The sequence below is a fragment of the Microlunatus soli genome (genome assembly GCF_900105385.1).
In the GTDB taxonomy this organism is placed as follows: Bacteria; Actinomycetota; Actinomycetes; order Propionibacteriales; family Propionibacteriaceae; genus Microlunatus; species Microlunatus soli.
This window is the reverse complement of the sequence record NZ_LT629772.1, coordinates 4,831,798-4,849,586: the sequence shown is the minus strand read 5'-3', so window position 1 is coordinate 4,849,586 and position 17,789 is coordinate 4,831,798. Positions and strand designations below refer to the sequence as shown.

General features: G+C 67.2%; 17 protein-coding genes. 8 read left to right on the top strand and 9 right to left on the bottom strand.

Annotated elements, in window-relative coordinates; translation table 11 throughout:
- Window positions 1-4: 4 nt before the first annotated feature.
- On the bottom strand, window positions 5-835 hold the full coding sequence (locus BLU38_RS22170) for an LLM class flavin-dependent oxidoreductase (RefSeq protein WP_091527558.1): 831 nt from the start codon (window positions 833-835) through the stop codon (window positions 5-7).
- A gap of 80 nt (window positions 836-915) precedes the next feature.
- On the opposite strand from BLU38_RS22170, the gene BLU38_RS22165 reads away from it, so the two are divergent.
- Window positions 916-1,746, top strand: coding sequence for an inositol monophosphatase family protein (locus BLU38_RS22165; protein WP_091527557.1), 831 nt, complete (start codon window positions 916-918; stop codon window positions 1,744-1,746).
- Here BLU38_RS22165 and BLU38_RS22160 read toward each other — a convergent pair.
- Window positions 1,686-2,042, bottom strand: coding sequence for a DUF4233 domain-containing protein (locus BLU38_RS22160; protein ID WP_091527556.1), 357 nt, complete (start codon window positions 2,040-2,042; stop codon window positions 1,686-1,688). The two genes, BLU38_RS22165 and BLU38_RS22160, sit on opposite strands and share 61 nt — an antisense overlap.
- A complete protein-coding gene (locus tag BLU38_RS22155) occupies window positions 2,039-3,640 on the bottom strand; it encodes a bifunctional folylpolyglutamate synthase/dihydrofolate synthase (RefSeq protein ID WP_091527555.1) in 1,602 nt (533 codons plus the stop codon). Before BLU38_RS22155 ends, BLU38_RS22160 begins: the two co-directional genes overlap by 4 nt.
- Before the next feature lie 88 nt (window positions 3,641-3,728).
- Between BLU38_RS22155 and BLU38_RS22150 the strand changes: the two genes are divergently transcribed.
- Entirely contained in the window at window positions 3,729-4,274 is a 546-nt protein-coding gene (locus BLU38_RS22150) for a hypothetical protein (RefSeq protein ID WP_091527554.1), read from the top strand.
- Here BLU38_RS22150 and BLU38_RS22145 read toward each other — a convergent pair.
- Window positions 4,252-6,582, bottom strand: a complete 2,331-nt coding sequence (locus BLU38_RS22145) for an arylsulfatase (RefSeq protein WP_091527553.1) — start codon at window positions 6,580-6,582, stop codon at window positions 4,252-4,254. The two genes, BLU38_RS22150 and BLU38_RS22145, sit on opposite strands and share 23 nt — an antisense overlap.
- A gap of 122 nt (window positions 6,583-6,704) precedes the next feature.
- Complete coding sequence (locus tag BLU38_RS22140) at window positions 6,705-7,757, bottom strand: iron-siderophore ABC transporter substrate-binding protein (protein WP_091527552.1); 1,053 nt, start codon at window positions 7,755-7,757, stop codon at window positions 6,705-6,707.
- A gap of 118 nt (window positions 7,758-7,875) precedes the next feature.
- Between BLU38_RS22140 and valS the strand changes: the two genes are divergently transcribed.
- The 4 genes from valS (at window position 7,876) to BLU38_RS22120 (ending at window position 13,983) form a co-directional block, all read left to right on the top strand.
- Window positions 7,876-10,506, top strand: a complete 2,631-nt coding sequence (valS, locus tag BLU38_RS22135) for a valine--tRNA ligase (protein WP_091527551.1) — start codon at window positions 7,876-7,878, stop codon at window positions 10,504-10,506.
- Between the two features lie 251 nt (window positions 10,507-10,757).
- Entirely contained in the window at window positions 10,758-11,729 is a 972-nt protein-coding gene (locus BLU38_RS22130) for a carbohydrate ABC transporter permease (protein ID WP_091527550.1), read from the top strand.
- A complete protein-coding gene (locus BLU38_RS22125; RefSeq protein WP_091527549.1) occupies window positions 11,726-12,577 on the top strand; it encodes a carbohydrate ABC transporter permease in 852 nt (283 codons plus the stop codon). The genes BLU38_RS22130 and BLU38_RS22125 overlap by 4 nt, the downstream gene beginning before the upstream one ends.
- A gap of 32 nt (window positions 12,578-12,609) precedes the next feature.
- Complete coding sequence (locus BLU38_RS22120) at window positions 12,610-13,983, top strand: ABC transporter substrate-binding protein (protein WP_091527548.1); 1,374 nt, start codon at window positions 12,610-12,612, stop codon at window positions 13,981-13,983.
- A gap of 15 nt (window positions 13,984-13,998) precedes the next feature.
- Here BLU38_RS22120 and BLU38_RS22115 read toward each other — a convergent pair whose 3' ends face one another.
- On the bottom strand, window positions 13,999-14,685 hold the full coding sequence (locus tag BLU38_RS22115; protein WP_157683614.1) for an anti-sigma factor family protein: 687 nt from the start codon (window positions 14,683-14,685) through the stop codon (window positions 13,999-14,001).
- The gene (locus BLU38_RS22110) at window positions 14,682-15,212 is read right to left on the bottom strand and encodes a sigma-70 family RNA polymerase sigma factor (protein ID WP_091527546.1); all 531 of its coding nucleotides are present in this window, start codon (window positions 15,210-15,212) and stop codon (window positions 14,682-14,684) included. The genes BLU38_RS22115 and BLU38_RS22110 overlap by 4 nt, the downstream gene beginning before the upstream one ends.
- 167 nt (window positions 15,213-15,379) lie before the next feature.
- On the opposite strand from BLU38_RS22110, the gene BLU38_RS22105 reads away from it, so the two are divergent.
- Together BLU38_RS22105 and BLU38_RS22100 are read left to right on the top strand one after the other, a co-directional pair.
- Window positions 15,380-15,883, top strand: coding sequence for a COG4315 family predicted lipoprotein (locus tag BLU38_RS22105; RefSeq protein WP_197679812.1), 504 nt, complete (start codon window positions 15,380-15,382; stop codon window positions 15,881-15,883).
- Window positions 15,884-15,898: 15 nt separating this feature from the next.
- Window positions 15,899-16,354 (top strand): DUF2231 domain-containing protein, encoded by a 456-nt coding sequence (locus BLU38_RS22100; protein ID WP_091527544.1) that lies wholly within the window; start codon window positions 15,899-15,901, stop codon window positions 16,352-16,354.
- Window positions 16,355-16,367: 13 nt separating this feature from the next.
- Here BLU38_RS22100 and BLU38_RS22095 read toward each other — a convergent pair whose 3' ends face one another.
- Together BLU38_RS22095 and BLU38_RS22090 are read right to left on the bottom strand one after the other, a co-directional pair.
- The gene (locus BLU38_RS22095; RefSeq protein ID WP_091527543.1) at window positions 16,368-16,820 is read right to left on the bottom strand and encodes a DUF2000 domain-containing protein; all 453 of its coding nucleotides are present in this window, start codon (window positions 16,818-16,820) and stop codon (window positions 16,368-16,370) included.
- A 19-nt stretch (window positions 16,821-16,839) separates the two neighbouring features.
- On the bottom strand, window positions 16,840-17,706 hold the full coding sequence (locus BLU38_RS22090; RefSeq protein ID WP_091532948.1) for an alpha/beta fold hydrolase: 867 nt from the start codon (window positions 17,704-17,706) through the stop codon (window positions 16,840-16,842).
- Window positions 17,707-17,789: the final 83 nt, after the last annotated feature.

The window sequence follows — 17,789 nt, the reverse complement described above, 5'->3', positions numbered from 1 at the left end:
TGAGTCAGTCGCCGACGACGAGCGGCACGATCTCCCGGGCGAACTGCTCACGGGCGCGGCTGTCGGTCAGTCCGGCGACCACGAAGGTGTCGAAACCCAGCGCGGCGATGTCCCGGAGCTGCCGGACGGTCGTCCCGGCGTCACCGGAGCCGACCTGGATGTTGCAGGCGTAGCTCAGATCGCCCGGATGCCGGCCGGCCGACACCGCCGCTTCGTCGACCGCCTTCTTCATGGCTGCGGCCTGGTCCGGTTCGAGCCGCTGGATCGAGGGCAGCCAGCCGTCGGCCAGAGCCCCGGTCTGGGCCAGTGCCTTCGGTCCGTACGAACCGACCCAGATCGGGATCGGGTGCTCCGGGGGTGGCGCGATCACGGCGTCAGTCAGCCGGTAGTGCTCCCCGTCCGACGTCGTCGCTCGGCCCGACCAGAGCGCGCGCAGGATCTCGATCGCCTCCCCCAGCGCGGCCACCTTCTGTCCCGGTGTCCGCGTTGCCAGCCCGAACGCCGCGAACTCCGGCTCGTAGCCACCGTTGCCCAGTCCGAGGATCAGCCGTCCGCCGGACAGCCGGTCCAGCGTCTCGGCCATCTTGGCCAGCACCGGCGGCTCCCGGTAGGGCAACCCGAGCACGTCGGTGAGCACCGCGATCCGCTCCGTCGCCGCAGCGGCCCACGTCAACGCGGTCCATGGCTCGAGAGTCGGTCGACTGCCGTGCAGATGATCACTGAGGGCGAAGATGTCGAACCCCAGCGCCTCGGCCTGACGCGCCTGGTCGGCGACATCGGCATCGTCGGTCCCGAGCACGCCGAACCGAAGCCGGCGTCGCTCACCCGGTGTCATGAGATCTCCCCTCCGTGGAACGATCCGCGATCAAAATACAATTATGATTGTACTTTACGATTGTCGCTAGGGTACGGGCCATGACTGAGCCGATGGCCGCCGCGGACCTGGAGAGATCGATCAACACCGCCAGACGGGCCGCCGACGAGGCGATCCGGATCACCCGCGAGATGCCGCTGGGAGAGATCAGGACCAAGAAGCATGCGGCAGATGTGGTGACGGCGGTGGACACGGCCGTCGAACGAGCGGTGCGAGCGATCGTCGCCGAGGAATTGCCCGATCACGTCGTGGTCGGCGAGGAGTACGGCGGCACCGCAGGCGACGGCCCGACCTGGTATTGCGACCCGGTGGACGGCACCACCAATCTCGCGGCCGGCATCCCGTGGACGTCGTTCTCGCTGTCGATGGCGATCGGCGACCGTCCGCTGGTCGCTGTGGTCGCCGATCCGTGGCGCCGCGAGGTGCTGTCGGCTGTTGCCGGACGCGGAACCTTCCTCGGCGATACCCCGATGCGACTCGATGCCGGACCGGAGACGCTGACCGGCGGAGTGGTCGGCAGCGAGTGGGCAGGCTACCAACCATGGCCGGGGATGGACGGGTTGCTGGCCGCCCTGGCCGAGCGGCTCTGCACGACCCGGGTGATGGGATCGGGCACTCTGACCCTGGCCCAGCCGTCGGCCGGCCGAACCTCCGGCGCGGTGATCGGCGAATTCCATCCCGAAGATCATCTGGCCGCCGCCCTGCTGTGTCAGGAAGCCGGGCTGGCGGTGCTGGACGAGTCCGGGGCGCAGAACCCCTTCCCCGCAGCCGGCGGAATCATGGTCGCCCGGCGCGGGGTTGCCGACGAGCTCTACGCGCTCTGGACCGAGGCGTTGTCGATCTTCTTGCCCAGCACGAAGGCCAGCAGGTAGACCGCAAGGAAGATGCCGCCGACCACGAACATCACGCCGACCACGAAGCCGAGCGCCAGCCCGGCCACCTGAGCCAGCCAGCCGAGCGGGTAGCCGACCGGCGTCCGGAATGCCCCGCCGGCGACCAGGCAGAGGGCTGCTGCACCGCCGGCGGTGGCGACGGCGGTCACGGTCGGGATGCCGGCGAGCTGGGTCATCACCGGGATCGCCAGAGCGAAGGCGATCAGCTGCAGGAACAGGGTCACCATCATCGCCCGGCCCATCGGATTGCCGGCCCGCAGGCTCAGTGCCTTCATCGCGGATCGTCCTCGGCCAGCGGACCGTAGGCCGCGGAGTTGTCGGTCGCCCGCTCGTCCCTCACCGGGGCCTCGTCCTCGTCGTCCTCGGTCAGCTGCTCGCCGTACTCCGGGCCGTAGCTGTAGTCCTTCTCGTCGTCCTCGTCCTCGTCGTCGGGATCGAGGTAGACCCCGTCGACGATCGGCGCTGCGGACGCGTCCAGGATCCCCTCGCCGGTCACCGCCGCGGCGCTGGCCGGGGTCGGCCGCTCGGCGCCGACCAGCAGCGTCCGGGCCTCACCGACGGCGATCACCGAACCGGTGATCACGACACCGGGGGTGGTCGCCCCGTCGGCCTCGGCCTCGGCGATCGCTGCCTCGATGGCGTCGTCCATCCGCGGCACGGCACGGACCCGGTCCGCTCCGAAGATGCCGGCGGCGAGCTCGGCCAGATCGTCGGCCGGCAAGCCACGATCGGTGGAAGCGACCTGGGTGGTGATCACCGAGCTGAACAGATCGGCGTAGGCACGCAGCACGCCCTCGGCATCCTTGTCCTTCATGATCGCCAGCACGCCGACCAGCGGCGTGAAGTCGAAGGATTCTCCGATCGCCGCTGCCGTCGCGCGGGCGCCGTGCGGGTTGTGTGCCGCATCCAGAACGATCGGCGGCGAACGTCGGACGATCTCCAGCCGGCCCTCGGCCTCGACACCGGCGAATCCCTCCCGGACGATGTCGGGGTCGATCCCCTTCAGTCCGACGAACGCCTCGGCCGCGGCCAGCGCGACCGCGGCGTTCTCGGCCTGATGGGCACCGTAGAGCGGCAGGAAGATGTCCTCGATCGGGCCTGCTGCGGAGTCCAGCCGCAACTGCTGGCCGCCGACCCCGAGCACCCGGTCCAGGACGCCGAACTCGAGCCCTTCGCGTTGCACGGTGGCGCCGACCTCGGCGGCCCGCTGCAGCAGGATCCTGGCCACTTCGGGCTGCTGACCGGCCAGCACCGCCTGCGCGCCGGCCTTGATGATGCCGGACTTCTCGGCGGCGATGCTGGTGACGTCATCGCCGAGCAGATGGGTGTGATCGAGATCGATCGGCGTGATCACCGCAACCTTCGCGTCGGCCACGCTGGTGGCGTCCCAACTGCCACCCAGACCGACCTCGACGATCGCCACGTCGACCGGGGCGTCGGCGAATGCGGCGTAGGCCATCCCGGTGATGATCTCGAAGAAGGTCATCGCCACGCCGTCGATCTGCTGCTGGTCGACCAGGTCGACATACGGCTCGACCTCGGCCCAGATCTCATCGAACCGGTCGGCCGCCAGCGGCTCGCCGTCGATCCGGATCCGTTCGCCGATGTCGGTCAGATGCGGGCTGCTGAAGCGCCCGGTCCGCAATCCGACCGAGCGCAGCAGGGCGTCGATCATCGCGGCGGTGCTGCCCTTGCCGTTCGTACCGGTGATCTGGATCACCGGGTAGGCGTGCTGTGGGTCGCCGAGCAGCTCGGTCAGCGCCGCGATCCGGCCCAGGCTCGGCGCGACCCGGTGCTCGGGCCAGCGGGCGGTCAGCGCTGCGACGATGGCGGCATGCGACGGGGTTTCGGCATCGGTGGGGATCTCAGACATGGCGGTGCGAGTCTACGCGGTACGACGTAGTCGGGATACTTCATCGAGCGGACGACCGGAGCGGCCACGCTGTCTAGCGTCGGACGACATGACGACCATCAGCGGCACGCCCCGTTCCACCGTTCGCCTCCGGCTGCCCCGCGGCCTGCGCAGGGGCATCGTGCTGGCGCACATCGTCACGTCGATCAGTTGGCTCGGCATCGACATCGTGATGGCTGTGTTGATCTTCACCGCGCTGTTCACCGACGACCCCTATCTGCGATTGATCAGCTACGGCGCACTCGGTCGAGCGATCTTCTGGCCGCTGATCTGCACAGCGGTGCTGTCCCTGATCAGCGGTCTGCTGCTCGGCTGGAGCAGCAAATACGGTGTGGTCCGCTACACCTGGGTGCTGATCAAGTTGATCTTGAATGTCGTGCTCGGCACCCTGCTGATCATCTCCCTGAACCCGGGCCTGATCGAGTTGGCCGAGGCAGGCCGACAGATCTTCGCCGGGCGGCCGACCGGTGATCTCGATCTGCAGACCTTGATCTTTCCGCCGATCGTGTCGACCAGTTGCCTGCTGTTCGCCGGCTTCCTGGCTGTTTTCAAGCCCTGGGGACGGGTCGGGGTCAGTCGTCGGCGAGCGTCATGACGCGCCGCCGCTGGCTGTCGATCCGGCGGTCCGGCGGGGCGAGCTCGACCCGGACAGTGCCGATCCTTCCGCTGAACCGGTTGTCGATCGCCGGGTAGGCATCGGTGACCGGGCTGCCGCGGTCGACGCCGACGTTGAACGTCTCGTCGAAGGCGAAGTAGAAGGCGGTGCTCCGGGACAGCTCGCCACTGCCGACGAGTTGATCATCGATCGTCAGACCGATCTCTGCCGGTCCGCCCGGTTCGCTGCCGCGGAACGTCCAGTCCACGGCGACCCGTCGACGACCGGCCGGCACCCGGCGATCGGCGGTGACCGTGGTCAGCTCTTGTCCGTAACAGTTGTAGGCGTAGCCGAGCACACCGTCCACGCAGTACAGCGACCAGCCGCCGAATCGTCCGCCCTGGGCGACCAGCACCCCGCTGTCGACGCCGTCGGTGTCCAGTTCGACGGTGATCCGATGGCTGCGGTTCTTGACGTTGGGCGCGACCTCCTCGCCGAGCCGACCGGTGGTCGGGCCGAAGTCGAGCACCTCGCGGCCCTGCTGCAACTCGATCCGACCGGCCAACTGCGGGTTCTCCCGTTCGGTCACCCGGTCGTCCAGCGGCAGCACCTGATGTCGCTCCGCTTCGGTGTCGAACATCTGTTGCAGGGTTGCCAGGCGTTCGGGTTCGGTGTCGGCGAGATCGTGCGCCTGGGTCCAGTCGGTGCCGGTGTCGTACAACTCCCAGACGTCCTCGGCGAACGGCCGATGCGGCCCGACCATCCGCCAGGGCACGCTGTGCTGGGCGACCGCCGTCCAGCCCTCGTGGTAGATCGCGCGGTTGCCCACCATCTCGAAATACTGCGTCCGGCGCCGGTCCGGTGCTGCCGGGTCGTCGAAGCTGTACCGCATGCTGGTGCCCTCGATCGGCTGCTGCGGTACGCCGCCGACCGTGACCGGCTCCGGCACACCGGCGACGTCGAGAACCGTCGGCAGGATGTCGATCAGGTGGTGCCATTGGCTGCGGATCTCACCGCGGGCGGCGATCCCCTGCGGCCAGCTGACGATCATCCCGTCCCGGGTGCCGCCGTAGTGGGAGGCGACCTGCTTGGTCCATTGATACGGGGTGTTCATCGCCAGCGCCCAGCCGACCGGATACAGGCCGTAGCTGTGCGGTCCGCCGAGTCGATCCAGGTGCCGGTCCATCCACGCGACGTCGTCGGCGATGCCGTGTCCGACCAGGTGCTCCCGCATCGTTCCCTCGATGCCGCCCTCACCGGAGGCGCCGTTGTCGCCGAGGATCAGCACCACCACGGTGTCGTCCAGCACACCGGCGGTTTCAAGATCATCCAGTAGTCGGCCGATCTGGGCGTCGGTGTGTTCGGCGAAGCCGGCGTAGGTCTCCATGAACCGGGCGGCAACCCGGCGTTGTTGATCATCGAGATCGGCCCAGTGCGGGATCTCCTCCACCCAGGGGGCCAGCTCGGCATCCTCGGGCACGATGCCGAGCCGTTTCTGCTCGGCCAGCGTCCGGTTCCGCTGCTCGTCCCATCCATGATCGAAAGCACCGGCGTAGCGCTGCTGCCATTCCTGGCCGACATGGAACGGTGCGTGGGTGGCACCGAATGCGAGATAGCAGAACGTGGGTTTGTCCGGTGTCACTTCGTGCTGCCGCCGGATCCAGTCCGATGCATGATCAACAAGGTCTTCGGACAGGTGATAGCCGTCCTCCGGCCGACGATCGGGTTCGACCGGGGTGGTGCCCTCGTAGAGCTGCGGATACCAGTGGTTCATCTCCGCACCCATGAAGCCGTAGAAATGGTCGAACCCTTCCCCCGTCGGCCAGCGGGTGAACGGCCCGGACGGGCCGGTCTCCGGCGGCGGGGTCTGGTGCCACTTGCCGAACGCGGCCGTGCTGTAGCCGTTGCCGGACAGGATCTGCGCCATCGTCGCCGCGCTCGCCGGTCGGAAGCCGCTGTAGCCGGGCTGGCTTGTTGCCATCTCGGTGGTGACGCCCATCCCGACCGAGTGATGATTGCGGCCGGTCATCAACGCCTGTCGACTCGGCGAGCACAGCGCCGTCACGTGGAACCGGTTGTAGCGCAACCCGGCCTCGGCCAACCGCTCGGCGTTCGGCATCCGGCACGGGCCGCCGAACGGACTGGATGCGCCGAATCCCATGTCGTCGATCAGGATCACCAAGACATTCGGTGCGCCGGCGGGCGGACGGACCGGGCGGACGGGGCTCCCGGCCGGCAGCGCTCCTGACGTCGGCGTGGCGACATCGATCGGGAGTCGGCTGCGGTCGGGGGTGGTCGGATCAGTCACGCCGCCATTCGATCACGGGCTCGAGCGGGGCGGTCATCAGGCTCCCGCACCGAACAGATCGCTTGACCGTGGGCCGGCGGGCTGCGGAGTCGCCGGCCTCGACCTTCGTCCGCGGGTTCGGGTCACCGGCCGGTTGACGGGTCGCCGTCCACCGCTGCGGCCAGCTTCGGCACCAGGTCGGTCAACACGAACGGGATGCTCAACACGGTGCAGAAGTTGAAGGCGTTGTCCAGGTCGGACAGTGCCTCGATGGTGATCGCCCGGCCCTCACGGACGACCCGGAGTTTGCGGTAGAGCTTGTCGGTCGACAACTTCTTGAAGTCGCCGTTGCTCGGCGAGACCAACCAGATCAGGGCGTCGGTGTCGATCAGCTCGATCTTCTCGGTGCTGATGCTGGCGCCGAACTCCTTCCCGGTGATCTCGGCCAGGCCGGCCGGCAATTCGAACCCGAGTTCACTGATCAGCCGTGACCGGGGATCCTGCGGTCCGTAGAGGTAGATGCCCTCGTAGAGGGTGGCCACCAGACCGGAACTGCCGGCGAACTCCGGATGACCATCGGCGGCCTTGCTGATCTTGGTCTTCACGTCGTCGACGAGTCGCCGCATCTGTTTCGGCCGGCCGACAGCCTTGCCGACGGTCAGGGCCTGCTGCTGCCACCCGATCCCGTAGCCGACCAGTCCCTTCGGCGCCGCGACGACCGGTGCCAGCCTGGACAGCTTGTCGTAGTCGGACTGCTCGAGGCCGGCGTAGAGCGCCAGGATCAGGTCCGGCCGCAGCCCGGCGATCTTCTCGAACTGGATCCCGTCGTCCTGACTCAGGACGGTGATGTCGGTCTCCAGGCTGTCGCTGCGAGCCTTGTCCTGGGCCCAGCTGCCCAGCACCTTCCCCTCACCGAAATCCAGCCATTGGGTTGCCCCGACCGGCATCAGCCCGAGCGCGAGCAGGTCGTCCTGCTCCTTCAGCCCGACGCAGACGATGCGTTGCGGCGCGCTCTTCACCGTCGTGCTGCCGAACTGGTGCTCGATGGTGACCGGCAGTGCTCCGGGCTCGGCGGCTCCGGTCGGGGTCGCGCCATCGGCGGCAGATTCGCCGCTGTCGGCGCATCCGACGAGAGCGAGGCCGGTGGCCCCCAGCCCGGCGGCTCCCAGCCCGGTGAGCAGTGTCCGACGATCCATGGTTCCCGAGACTCCTCAAAGTTAGGTTGCCCTAACCTTGACGCATGGACGTCTTCACGGCAACTCCGCCCGGCTATCGATGTGCGAGCACCCCGTCGGTGTTCGTAGGATTCGGTGCATGACGACACTTGACTCCGGCCCCCGGGCCAGTTCGACACGTTCCGACGCTCCGACCTCCGGCGCGCCGAACGTACCGGACCGGCCCGCGCTGGAAGGCCTGGAGTCGAAGTGGCTGGAGAACTGGCAGTCCGGCGGGGTCTACGCCTTCACCCGCCCGGAGGGTGACCCGACCCAGGCCCGCGAACAGGTGTTCAGCATCGACACCCCGCCGCCGACGGTGTCCGGCTCGCTGCACGTCGGTCACGTGTTCTCCTACACCCACACCGATCTGATCGCCCGCTACCAGCGGATGCGCGGCAAGCACGTCTACTACCCGATCGGCTGGGACGACAACGGGCTGCCGACCGAGCGCCGGGTGCAGAACTTCTACGGCGTGCGGTGCGACCCGAGCGTCCCGTACGACCCGGACTTCAGCCCGCCGGCCAAGCCGGACCCGAAGCGGCAGCTGCCGATCAGCCGTCGCAACTTCATCGACCTGTGTCACGAGCTGACCAAGGTCGACGAGAAGGTGTTCGAGGATCTGTGGCGCCGGGTCGGTCTGAGTGTCGACTGGTCGACGCTCTACTCGACGATCTCCGACGACGCGATCACCGTTGCTCAGAAGGCTTTCCTGCGCAATGTCACCCGTGGCGAGGCCTATCTGGCCGAGGCCCCGACGATGTGGGACGTGACCTTCCAGACCGCGGTGGCGCAGGCCGAGGTCGAAGCCCGGGACTACCCCGGCGCCTACCACAAGGTCCAGTTCCATCGCAGTGCCGGCGAGCCGGTGATCATCGAGACCACCCGGCCCGAACTGATCGGCGCCTGCGTGGCGTTGATCGTCCATCCCGACGACGAGCGGTACACCGACCTGATCGGTAGCACGGTGACCAGTCCGGTCTTCGGCGTCGAGCTGCCGGTGCACGCCCACCCTGCGGCCGAGCAGGACAAGGGATCCGGCGTGGTGATGTGTTGCACCTTCGGCGACCAGACCGACGTCACCTGGTGGCGGGAGCTGCAGCTGCCGGCCCGGGTGATCATCGGCCGGGACGGCCGGATCCTCCGCGACCGTCCGGAGTGGATCACCGACGGTCCGGCCGCCGAGGCCTACGACCAGCTGGCCGGCAAGACCACCTTCAGCGCCCGCGAGGCGATGGTGGCACTGCTCCGCGAGTCCGGTGACCTGATCGGCGAGCCGACCCCGACCCAGCGGATGGCCAACTTCTACGAGAAGGGCGACAAGCCGCTGGAGGTGATCTCCACCAGACAGTGGTACATCACCAATGGCGGCCGCAGCACCGAGCTGAAGAAGCAGTTCCTGGCCCGCGGCGAGGAACTGGGCTGGGTGCCCGAGCACATGAAGCACCGCTACGACAACTGGGTCAACGGCCTGAACGGCGACTGGCTGATCTCCCGACAGCGGTTCTTCGGCGTCGCCTTCCCGGTCTGGTATCCGTTGACCGACGAGGGCGAACCCGACTACGCCCACCCGATCACCCCGAGTGAGGACGTGCTGCCGGTCGATCCGAGCTCGGACCTGCCCCCGGGCTACACCGCCGCCCAACGTGGCGTTCCCGGCGGCTTCATCGGCGATCCCGATGTGATGGACACCTGGGCGATCTCTTCGCTGACTCCGCAGATCGTCTGCGGCTGGGAACGAGACCCGGGGCTGTTCGAGCTGACCTTCCCGATGGACCTGAATGCTCAGTCCCACGACATCATCCGGACCTGGCTCTACGACCGGGTGGTGCGGGCCCAGTTCGAGAACGGAACGCTGCCCTGGAAGCGATCGCAGATCAGCGGCTTCGTGATGGACCCGGACCGTAAGAAGATGAGCAAGTCCAAGGGCAACGTCGTGGTGCCGACCGAGATCCTCGAACGCTACGGCTCCGACGCGGTCCGCTGGCGGGCCGCGAAGGCCCGGCCAGGTCTGGACTCCCCCTTCGACGAACGGGAGATGAAGGTCGGTCGCCGGCTGGCGCTGAAGGTGCTGAACGCGAGCAAATTCGTGCTGTCCTACGGCGTCCCGGCCGCCGGCACGCCGATCACCGAGCCGGTCGACCTGGCTCTGCTGGCCGCGCTCCGGGCGGTGATCATCGAGGCCACCGAGGCCTTCGACCGGTACGACTACACCAGCGCACTGGACGTCACCGAACGGTTCTTCTGGTCCTTCTGCGACGACTACCTCGAACTGGTGAAGGAACGCGCCTACGGTTCGGCCGGCGAGGACGCGGCGCGATCGGCGCACGCAGCCCTGTCCATCGCGCTGGACGCCACGCTGCGGATGCTGGCGCCGTTCATCCCGTTCGCCACCGAGGAAGTGTGGTCCTGGTGGCAGACCGGTTCGATCCACCGCAGTTCCTGGCCGACCGCCGAGGAGATCCCCGCCGCGGACGGCGATGCCCTGCTGCTCGAGGACGTCGCCACCGCACTGATCGCGGTCCGTGGCGCCAAGTCCAGCGCCAAGGTGTCGATGAAGACCGAGGTCAGTCGCGCCGACTTCGCCGGCAAGGGCGAGGTGCTGGAACGCCTGAAGCAGGTCGAGAGCGACCTGCGAGCCGTCGGTCGGATCACCGGTGAGGTGCTCTGGGCCGAGTCCGACACCGACCTCACCGTCGATGTCGAGTTGGTGGAGCAGCCGACCGCCTGACGTTCGTCCAGCAGAAGGGCCCCGAGCACGACCGCTCGGGGCCCTTCTGCGTTCCCGAAGATAACTATTTGGACTGCCCTAGTTAACATTCTGGCCACCTCGCTCTATGTTAATCTTCACAACCTTGGGAGAGGATCACAGCCGAGCGCGACGCCGCGGCAGGCTCCGCTCTTCCCGGGCCTGCGATGACGCGTGCTCACTGTTCGTCAGCGCAGACGACTAGCCACACATGACGTCGTAGTTGGGGGTACATGTCCACGACCGCAACCCGCCCGACCTCGCGAAGGCCCGGATCCAGCGCATCCGCGGGGGCAGCTGCCGCCACCGCGTCACGACCGCGACGACGTCGGCATGTCTGGCGCTCGACCCTGCTCTTCTTCGCGCTGATCGCACCCAACCTGTTGGCGATCTTGATCTTCAGCTACTGGCCGACGCTCTACAACATCTACCTGAGCCTGACCAGCTGGGACATGGTGGCGCCGATGCCCACCTTCGTCGGGCTGCAGAACTACGCCTCCATGTTGACCGATCCGGAGTTCGGCCAAGCACTGTTGAAGACCGCGATCTTCACCGGTGTCAGCACCGTCGGCAGTCTGGTCGGCGGCCTGGCGATGGGCATGCTGCTGGCGAGCAAGCTGCGTTTCTCCGGCTTCGTCCGGACATTGACCTTCGCTCCGCACATGCTCCCCGGTGCCGCCGTCGGTGTGCTCTGGTTGTTCATGTTCGATCCGACCTACGGTCTGTCCCGGGTGGTCTTCGACGTGTTCGGTGCGGACTCGCCACGCTGGACGACCACCTCGGACTGGTCGATCTGGGCGATCACCCTGGCCTACCTGTGGCAGCGGCTCGGCTTCGTCACGATCATCTACTACACAGCGATCCTGGACCTGCCCAAGGACGTCTACGAGGCGGCGGCGCTGGACGGTGCGACCGGCTGGCGGTTGCAGCGGAACATGACACTCCCGCTGGTCTCGCCGGTGACGCTGTTCCTGTCGATCACCGGTCTGATCAGTGCCGCGCAGGCCTTCGACATCATCGCCACCCTGACCGGTGGCGGGCCGGGCGACTCCAGTACGACGCTGAGCTGGCTGATCTACACCGAGGCGTTCAAGAACTTCGACGTCGGCCGGTCGGCGACGGCGGCGACGGTGATGTTCGTGCTGCTGTTGATCTTGACCTTCATCCAACTCCGGATCGGTGATCGGAAGGTGCATTACGAGTGAGCACCCTCAGCAACAGCGTCCGCGGCAAGGGTTTCCGGCCCAGCCGAGCGCTCGCCTATGCGTGTTTGTTGGTCACCCTGTTGATCTTCGCCATCCCGTTGTACTGGCTGTTCAGTACGGCACTGAAGCGGCCGGAACAGGTCTATCAGTTCCCGGTGCAGTGGATCCCGACCTCGTTGCACTGGCAGAACTTCGTCGAGGCCTGGACCTCGGTCCCGTTCGCCCGGTTCTTCCTCAACTCGGTGATCACCACAACGGTGGGCACCGCGTTGGAGTTGATCTTCGCGATCCTCAGCGCCTACGCCTTCGCCTTCGTGCCGTTCCGCTTCAAGCAGCCGATGTTGATCTTGATGCTCGGATCGATGATGCTCCCCGGCCACGTCACGCTGCTGGTCAACTACATCACGATCGGCAACCTCGGCTGGATCAACACCTACGCCGGACTGATCCTGCCCGGTATCGGCACCGCCTTCGCGATGTTCCTGCTACTGCAGCAGATGCGCCGGATCTCCGGTGAGCTGGTCGACGCGATGACGATCGACGGTGCCGGCCACTTCTATCGGCTGATCCACCTGGTGCTGCCGATGAGCAAGCCGATGCTGGTCACCTCGGGGCTGATCGTGATGATCGGCAAATGGAACGACTTCGTCTGGCCGTTGATCGTCACCAGCACCGAGGACATGCGCACCCTGCCGATCGGCCTGATGTCCTTGCGGGCCGAGGAAGGAATGACCAACTGGGGTTCGGTGATGGCCGGCACCGCGATGACCGCGCTGCCGATGTTGATCATCTTCTTCGTCGCTCAGAAACGCATCATCGGCGGGCTCGCCGCCGGCGCACTGCGTTGACCTACCCACCCACCATCGAACTGGAGTCACCCATGACCGACCTTTCTGCTGGTCTGTTGCAGAGCGGCTTGTCCCGCCGCGCCCTGTTGTCCGTGCTCGGCATGGCCGGTGCCGGAGCTGCCCTCGCCGGCTGCGGTGCGCCCGGTGGCGGCGGCGCAGCCTCCCTGCAACAGGCCGACATGAGGATCCCGGACCAGTACAAGACGCGCACCCCGGTGCTGTTCTGGGCGCCCTGGACCAAGGAACCGCTGGCCGCACTGCAGCGGCTGATCGACAAGTTCAACCAGTCCCAGGAAGACATCGTGGTGGTGATCGAGTCCCAGGAGTCCTACGCCACGTTGAACACCAAGCTGTCCGCGGCCGTCCAGGCCAAGCGGGTCCCGGATGTCGTCTGCTTCCCCGAATACCAGTGGCTGCAGTTCTACTTCGCCGACCTGTTCGTCCAGCTGGATCCCTACTTCGACGACAGCTTCAAGCTGGACAACTACCTGGACGCCTTCCTCGAACAGTGCCAGGCAGCCGGGAAGACGTACCTGGTGCCGTTCGCCCGATCCACACCGCTCTTCTACTACAACAAGACCGCCTACCAGAAGGCCGGACTGCCCGAGACCGGCCCGAAGACCTGGGACGACCTGGCCGACTACGCCCCCGAACTGGCCAAGATCAAGGTCGCCGGCAAGCCGTTGAAGGCGTTCGCGTTCGGTCCGGAGGACGAGTGGTTCGGCCAGGCCACCGTCTGGGGCTGGGGTGGGAAATTCTCCGACGGCTACGACATCACCGTCGACGCCGACCCGGTCAACCAGTGGCTGGACTGGCAGCGCAACTTCATCCACGGCGACAAGTTCGGCTACCTCGCCGAGGAGGCGATGACCGACTACCAGGGTGGGCTCTCGGCCGGCGCGCACGGCTCGACCGCTTCGCTGACCGCGGCCACCACGCTGTCCAAGTTCGATGTCGGCACCGCCTTCATGCTCGGCAAGACCGGCGAGACCGAGGTTCCCACCGGCGGCTCCGGTCTGTCGGCGATCAAGTCCGATTCCAAGGAGCGGCAGGATGCCGCGGTCGAACTGTTCAAGTTCCTGGGCAAGCCGGAGCAGTCGGCGCAGTGGCACAAGGACACCGGCTACGTTCCGATCGTGAAGGCCTCGGCCGACACCAAGATCGTCAAGGACCTGCAGGCCTCCGACCCGAACTACAAGGTCGCCCTTGACCAGCTGAAGAACGCCAAGACCGCTGACCGGATCGTCTGGTTCCAGGCCGCGGTGACCGAGATCAACGCCGGGATGGCCAGGGTGTACGGCGACAACACCCCGGCCAAGGACGTGACCGGTGAGCTGAAGTCCAAGCTGGAAGCGATCATGGAGAAGAACAAACCCAACCTGGAGAAGGTCGTCCAGCAGGACTGAGCTGCGGACCCGGCATCACAGGGTTGCCCGCATCACCGGCTTCCCGGAATCGGCGTAGTCGATCTCCAGCGCCTCGATCTCCGACAACGGCAGCGCGACGTTCGCCCGCGCCGACCTGCGGTCTCCCGGCCCGGCACTCCACCTGGTGCCGGGCCGGCGCCGCCCGTCTTTGCCGACCACCGTGAGGGCATAGTCAACGGTGCGGGTGTAGCTGCCGCCGGCGGCGTACTGGCAGTCGATCGTGATCTCGGTCCGATCACCGGTTCGGAGCAGGTCGGCCACCGCGATCATCGGTGTCGGATGGAGCGGGCTGAACGCGACCCGGACCGCGGACGGCGGTGGCGTGCGGGTGACGAGGTAGCCGCCGACCGCTCCGATCCCCACCCCGACCACCAAGGCCACCAGCACGGCGAGCAGCAGCGGCAACCGGAGCCGTCCGAAGCGTCGCGGAGTCCGCATCCGAGCGACCGAGGTCGGTAGATCGGCAGCACCCGGCTCGGGCTGGGTGTGATCGCCGAGGGCCACGGCGTCCGCTGCCGGCAGCCCGGCCAGCAGACCGGGCATCCCGGCCAACTCGGTGACCGCGGTCCGACATTGTGGGCACTCGGCGAGATGTTCCTCATAGACCCGCCGATCGGCGACCGACAACGCACCCAGGACATAGGCGGCATCCCACTGGCTGAACGGATCCGGCGCGTTCACGATCGGGTCACCCCCTTCTCCTGCAAGATCATCCGCAGATGCCGCAGTCCGTAGTGCAGGCGCGATTTCACAGTCCCCTCGGCAATCTCCAGTCGGCCCGCGATGTCGGCGGTGGTCCGGCCCTCGTAGTAGGCGGCGATCAACACCGCGCGGTGGTCCTCGGTCAGGTCGGTCAACGCATCGGCGATCAGCCAGCGGTCGAGCAGTTCATCGGTACGGTCCTGCCGGTCACCGGCCGGCGCAGACACCTCGATGCGTTCCTCGCTGGCGTCGGGAACCTCTCGCCGGACCGGGGCACTGCGCCAGCGGTCGATCACCAACCGGCGGGCGACCGTGAACAGCCAGGCCCGGGTGGCCGACTCGTCGCGGTGAGCGAGGTCATCGGCCCGCCAGGCACGCAGCAGCACCTCCTGGACGATGTCCTCGGCGACCTGTCGATCCCGGGTCAGGGACAACGTGAAGCGCCACAGCTCGGCAGCATGTCGGTCGTGGAGCTGCTGCCACTCCGACTCCTGTAGTCCGGTCACCGTCCTCCCATCCCCCGTCGGGACTACGGTCCCCGGGCCGAGATGGTTCAACGCTTCTCAGCATGGCATTGAACCGGACGCCCGGCTGTCTCGTCATCCGGTTGACCCATCCATTCACGACCCCGGGGGTAACGATGCCGGTTCCGCACTCAGTCAGGCTCGCCGTGTTGGGGTTGCCGCTGCTGCTGGCGGCATGCAGCTCGGCCCAGCAGCCCGCCGCAACCAAGCCGGCTCCCTCCAGCCCGGCTGCTTCCACCCCGGCCGCTTCCACCCCGGCCCCGAAGGCACAGGGTTCGGCGTCGATCATGACCGGCTCGGTGTCACAGGGCACGGTGGTCGTCGACGGCAAGGGGATGACCGCCTACATCTTCACCAAGGACAAGCAGGGGTCGGACAAGAGCAACTGCACCGGCGACTGCCTGGCCGCCTGGCCGCCGATCACCAGCAAGACCGCCGACCCGACGGCCGAGGGCGTCACGGGCACCGTCGACACGATCCGATCGTTGGACGGGACGTATCAGGTGACCGTCGACGGTTGGCCGCTCTACACCTACGTGAAGGACAAGGCCGCCGGCGACAGCACCGGCCAAGGCGTCGGCGGGGTCTGGTACATGATCAAACCCGACGGCAGCAGGATCAGTGGCTCCGAACCGGACCTCGGCGGCTACTGACGACAGGAGACGACCATGATCACCGTCAACGGCCTACCGATCCATCCACTGTTGGTGCACTTCGTGTTGGTGCTGTTGCCGGGTGCCTCACTGTTGGCGATCCTGGGATCGGTCTGGCCGGCAGCCCAGCGCAAGTTCACCTTCCTGACCCCACTGCTGGCGCTGGTCGGGTTGATCCTGGTGCCGATCACTGTCACGGCCGGTGAGAATCTCGCCGATCACATGGGAATCGGTGCAGCGATCAACGAACACGCGACACTGGCCCGTCGGATCCTGCCCTTCGCCATCGGCCTGTTCGTCACCAGCGCCGGGCAATGGGCCTACCTGCGGTTCGTCCGGCGCCGGACCTGGATGACGGTGCTCATCGCGCTGCTGGTGATCGCCGCGGCGATCGCGACCACGGTGCAGGTGGTGCTGACCGGTGACGCCGGTGCGCACGCCGTCTGGGGCGGCATCGGCGGGGCGAAGTGACAGTGCCGGGTCGTCAGGGATGGAGCCTGGCGCCCTTGACGGTCCGGTCGACGGCGTTCCGCGGGCCGTGCACGGCGATGCCGACCAGATCGAGGGCCGCGGTGCCGACCCGTGCCACCGCCGCCCGATTGTCCACGTCGTTGCCGGTGTGGAACAGGTCGGCGGTGAAGACGGCCATCGCCAACTCCCTGCGCAGTGCACGTTGGTGCGCGTTCTTGATCATCTCGGCGTCGCCCTCGAAGACCAGCACCGGTTGCCGCAGCATCGGGAGGTAGTTGACGTGGTCGGCGTCCACGTACGGCTCGCCCATCAGCTCGGAGTTGCTGCCGGCTATCGCGCTGATCAGGAACGCTGTCGCGTTCAGCCGTTGCCAGGTCGGTAGGTCGTCGCGGAGCAGCACCGCGACCTTGGTGTCGAAGCGCAGCCGACGGTCCAGCGGTTGATCATGGTCCAGGACGGTGCTCATGGACTCAACCCTGCCGGACTCAGTCGGACCGGTCTTGTACGTTCCTGACCTGCCGGGTCACCGGACGACCGGAGGCGAAGTCGGCCAACAGTGCGGCGAGTTGTTCGGGCTGATCCTCGGGCACCAGGGTGGCCGAGTCCCGGATCAGCACCAGCTCGGCGTTCGGATAGTGCGCGGCCAGCCGCGGCCCGTGCTCAGCCGGCATCAGCGGATCGTGGTCCGCCCAGACCACCAGCACCGGCCGGGTAAACCGCTGCCACTGCTCCGCCCAGGAACGCAACGTCGATCGGCGAGGGCTGCCGGCGGCGAACTTGGCGAAGTCACGACGGATCCGGCGATCGGCCGCCGCCGGGCGGAACCAGTCGACCAACAGCTCGTCGGGCAGCCCGCGGACCGACATGCCGCCATAACCACCCCGCATCCGGCGGAACGGCCGCCATCCCATCAGTGTGACGAGCAGCCACATCCCACCCGGGACGGCGCCGGCGACACGCAGCAGCTGCACCGGTGGGAAGTTGTCGAAGGCCTCGCAGGCAACCAGCGCAAGCCGTCCGATCCGATCGGTGCGGCCCTCGTTGATCATGAACTGGCCGCCACCCCAGTCGTTGAGCACCAGGGTGACGTCGGTCAGCTCGAGCGCATCAAGGAAGTCCGCCAGGATGGTGGCCATCCCGCGCTGGGACAGGTCTGCTTCGGCGTTCATCGGTCGACGGTGGCCGCCCATCGGCAGCGTCGGCGCGATGCACCGATAGCCGTCCAGCAGCGGTATCACCTTGCGCCAGGCCCGATGGTCCATCGGCGGCCCGTGCCCGAACACGATGGCCGGCCCGGTGCCGCCGGAATCCTGATAGTCGATCGGCCCGGCGGGCAGGTGCACGCTCGGCATGGAGACTCCTCGATCGCGCTTCGACATCGACTTGAGCTCGACACTCATTTGATAGATCGTTCTACTGACTCCGACCCTAGACT

Excerpts from the sequence above, each read along its gene's own strand:
- BLU38_RS22170 (WP_091527558.1), bottom strand. The coding sequence starts at position 835 with ATGACACCGGGTGAGCGACGCCGGCTTCGGTTCGGCGTGCTCGGGACC.
- BLU38_RS22165 (WP_091527557.1), top strand. The coding sequence starts at position 916 with ATGACTGAGCCGATGGCCGCCGCGGACCTGGAGAGATCGATCAACACC.
- BLU38_RS22160 (WP_091527556.1), bottom strand. The coding sequence starts at position 2,042 with ATGAAGGCACTGAGCCTGCGGGCCGGCAATCCGATGGGCCGGGCGATG.
- BLU38_RS22155 (WP_091527555.1), bottom strand. The coding sequence starts at position 3,640 with ATGTCTGAGATCCCCACCGATGCCGAAACCCCGTCGCATGCCGCCATC.
- BLU38_RS22150 (WP_091527554.1), top strand. The coding sequence starts at position 3,729 with ATGACGACCATCAGCGGCACGCCCCGTTCCACCGTTCGCCTCCGGCTG.
- BLU38_RS22140 (WP_091527552.1), bottom strand. The coding sequence starts at position 7,757 with ATGGATCGTCGGACACTGCTCACCGGGCTGGGAGCCGCCGGGCTGGGG.
- valS (WP_091527551.1), top strand. The coding sequence starts at position 7,876 with ATGACGACACTTGACTCCGGCCCCCGGGCCAGTTCGACACGTTCCGAC.
- BLU38_RS22130 (WP_091527550.1), top strand. The coding sequence starts at position 10,758 with ATGTCCACGACCGCAACCCGCCCGACCTCGCGAAGGCCCGGATCCAGC.
- BLU38_RS22120 (WP_091527548.1), top strand. The coding sequence starts at position 12,610 with ATGACCGACCTTTCTGCTGGTCTGTTGCAGAGCGGCTTGTCCCGCCGC.
- BLU38_RS22100 (WP_091527544.1), top strand. The coding sequence starts at position 15,899 with ATGATCACCGTCAACGGCCTACCGATCCATCCACTGTTGGTGCACTTC.
- BLU38_RS22095 (WP_091527543.1), bottom strand. The coding sequence starts at position 16,820 with ATGAGCACCGTCCTGGACCATGATCAACCGCTGGACCGTCGGCTGCGC.
- BLU38_RS22090 (WP_091532948.1), bottom strand. The coding sequence starts at position 17,706 with ATGCCGAGCGTGCACCTGCCCGCCGGGCCGATCGACTATCAGGATTCC.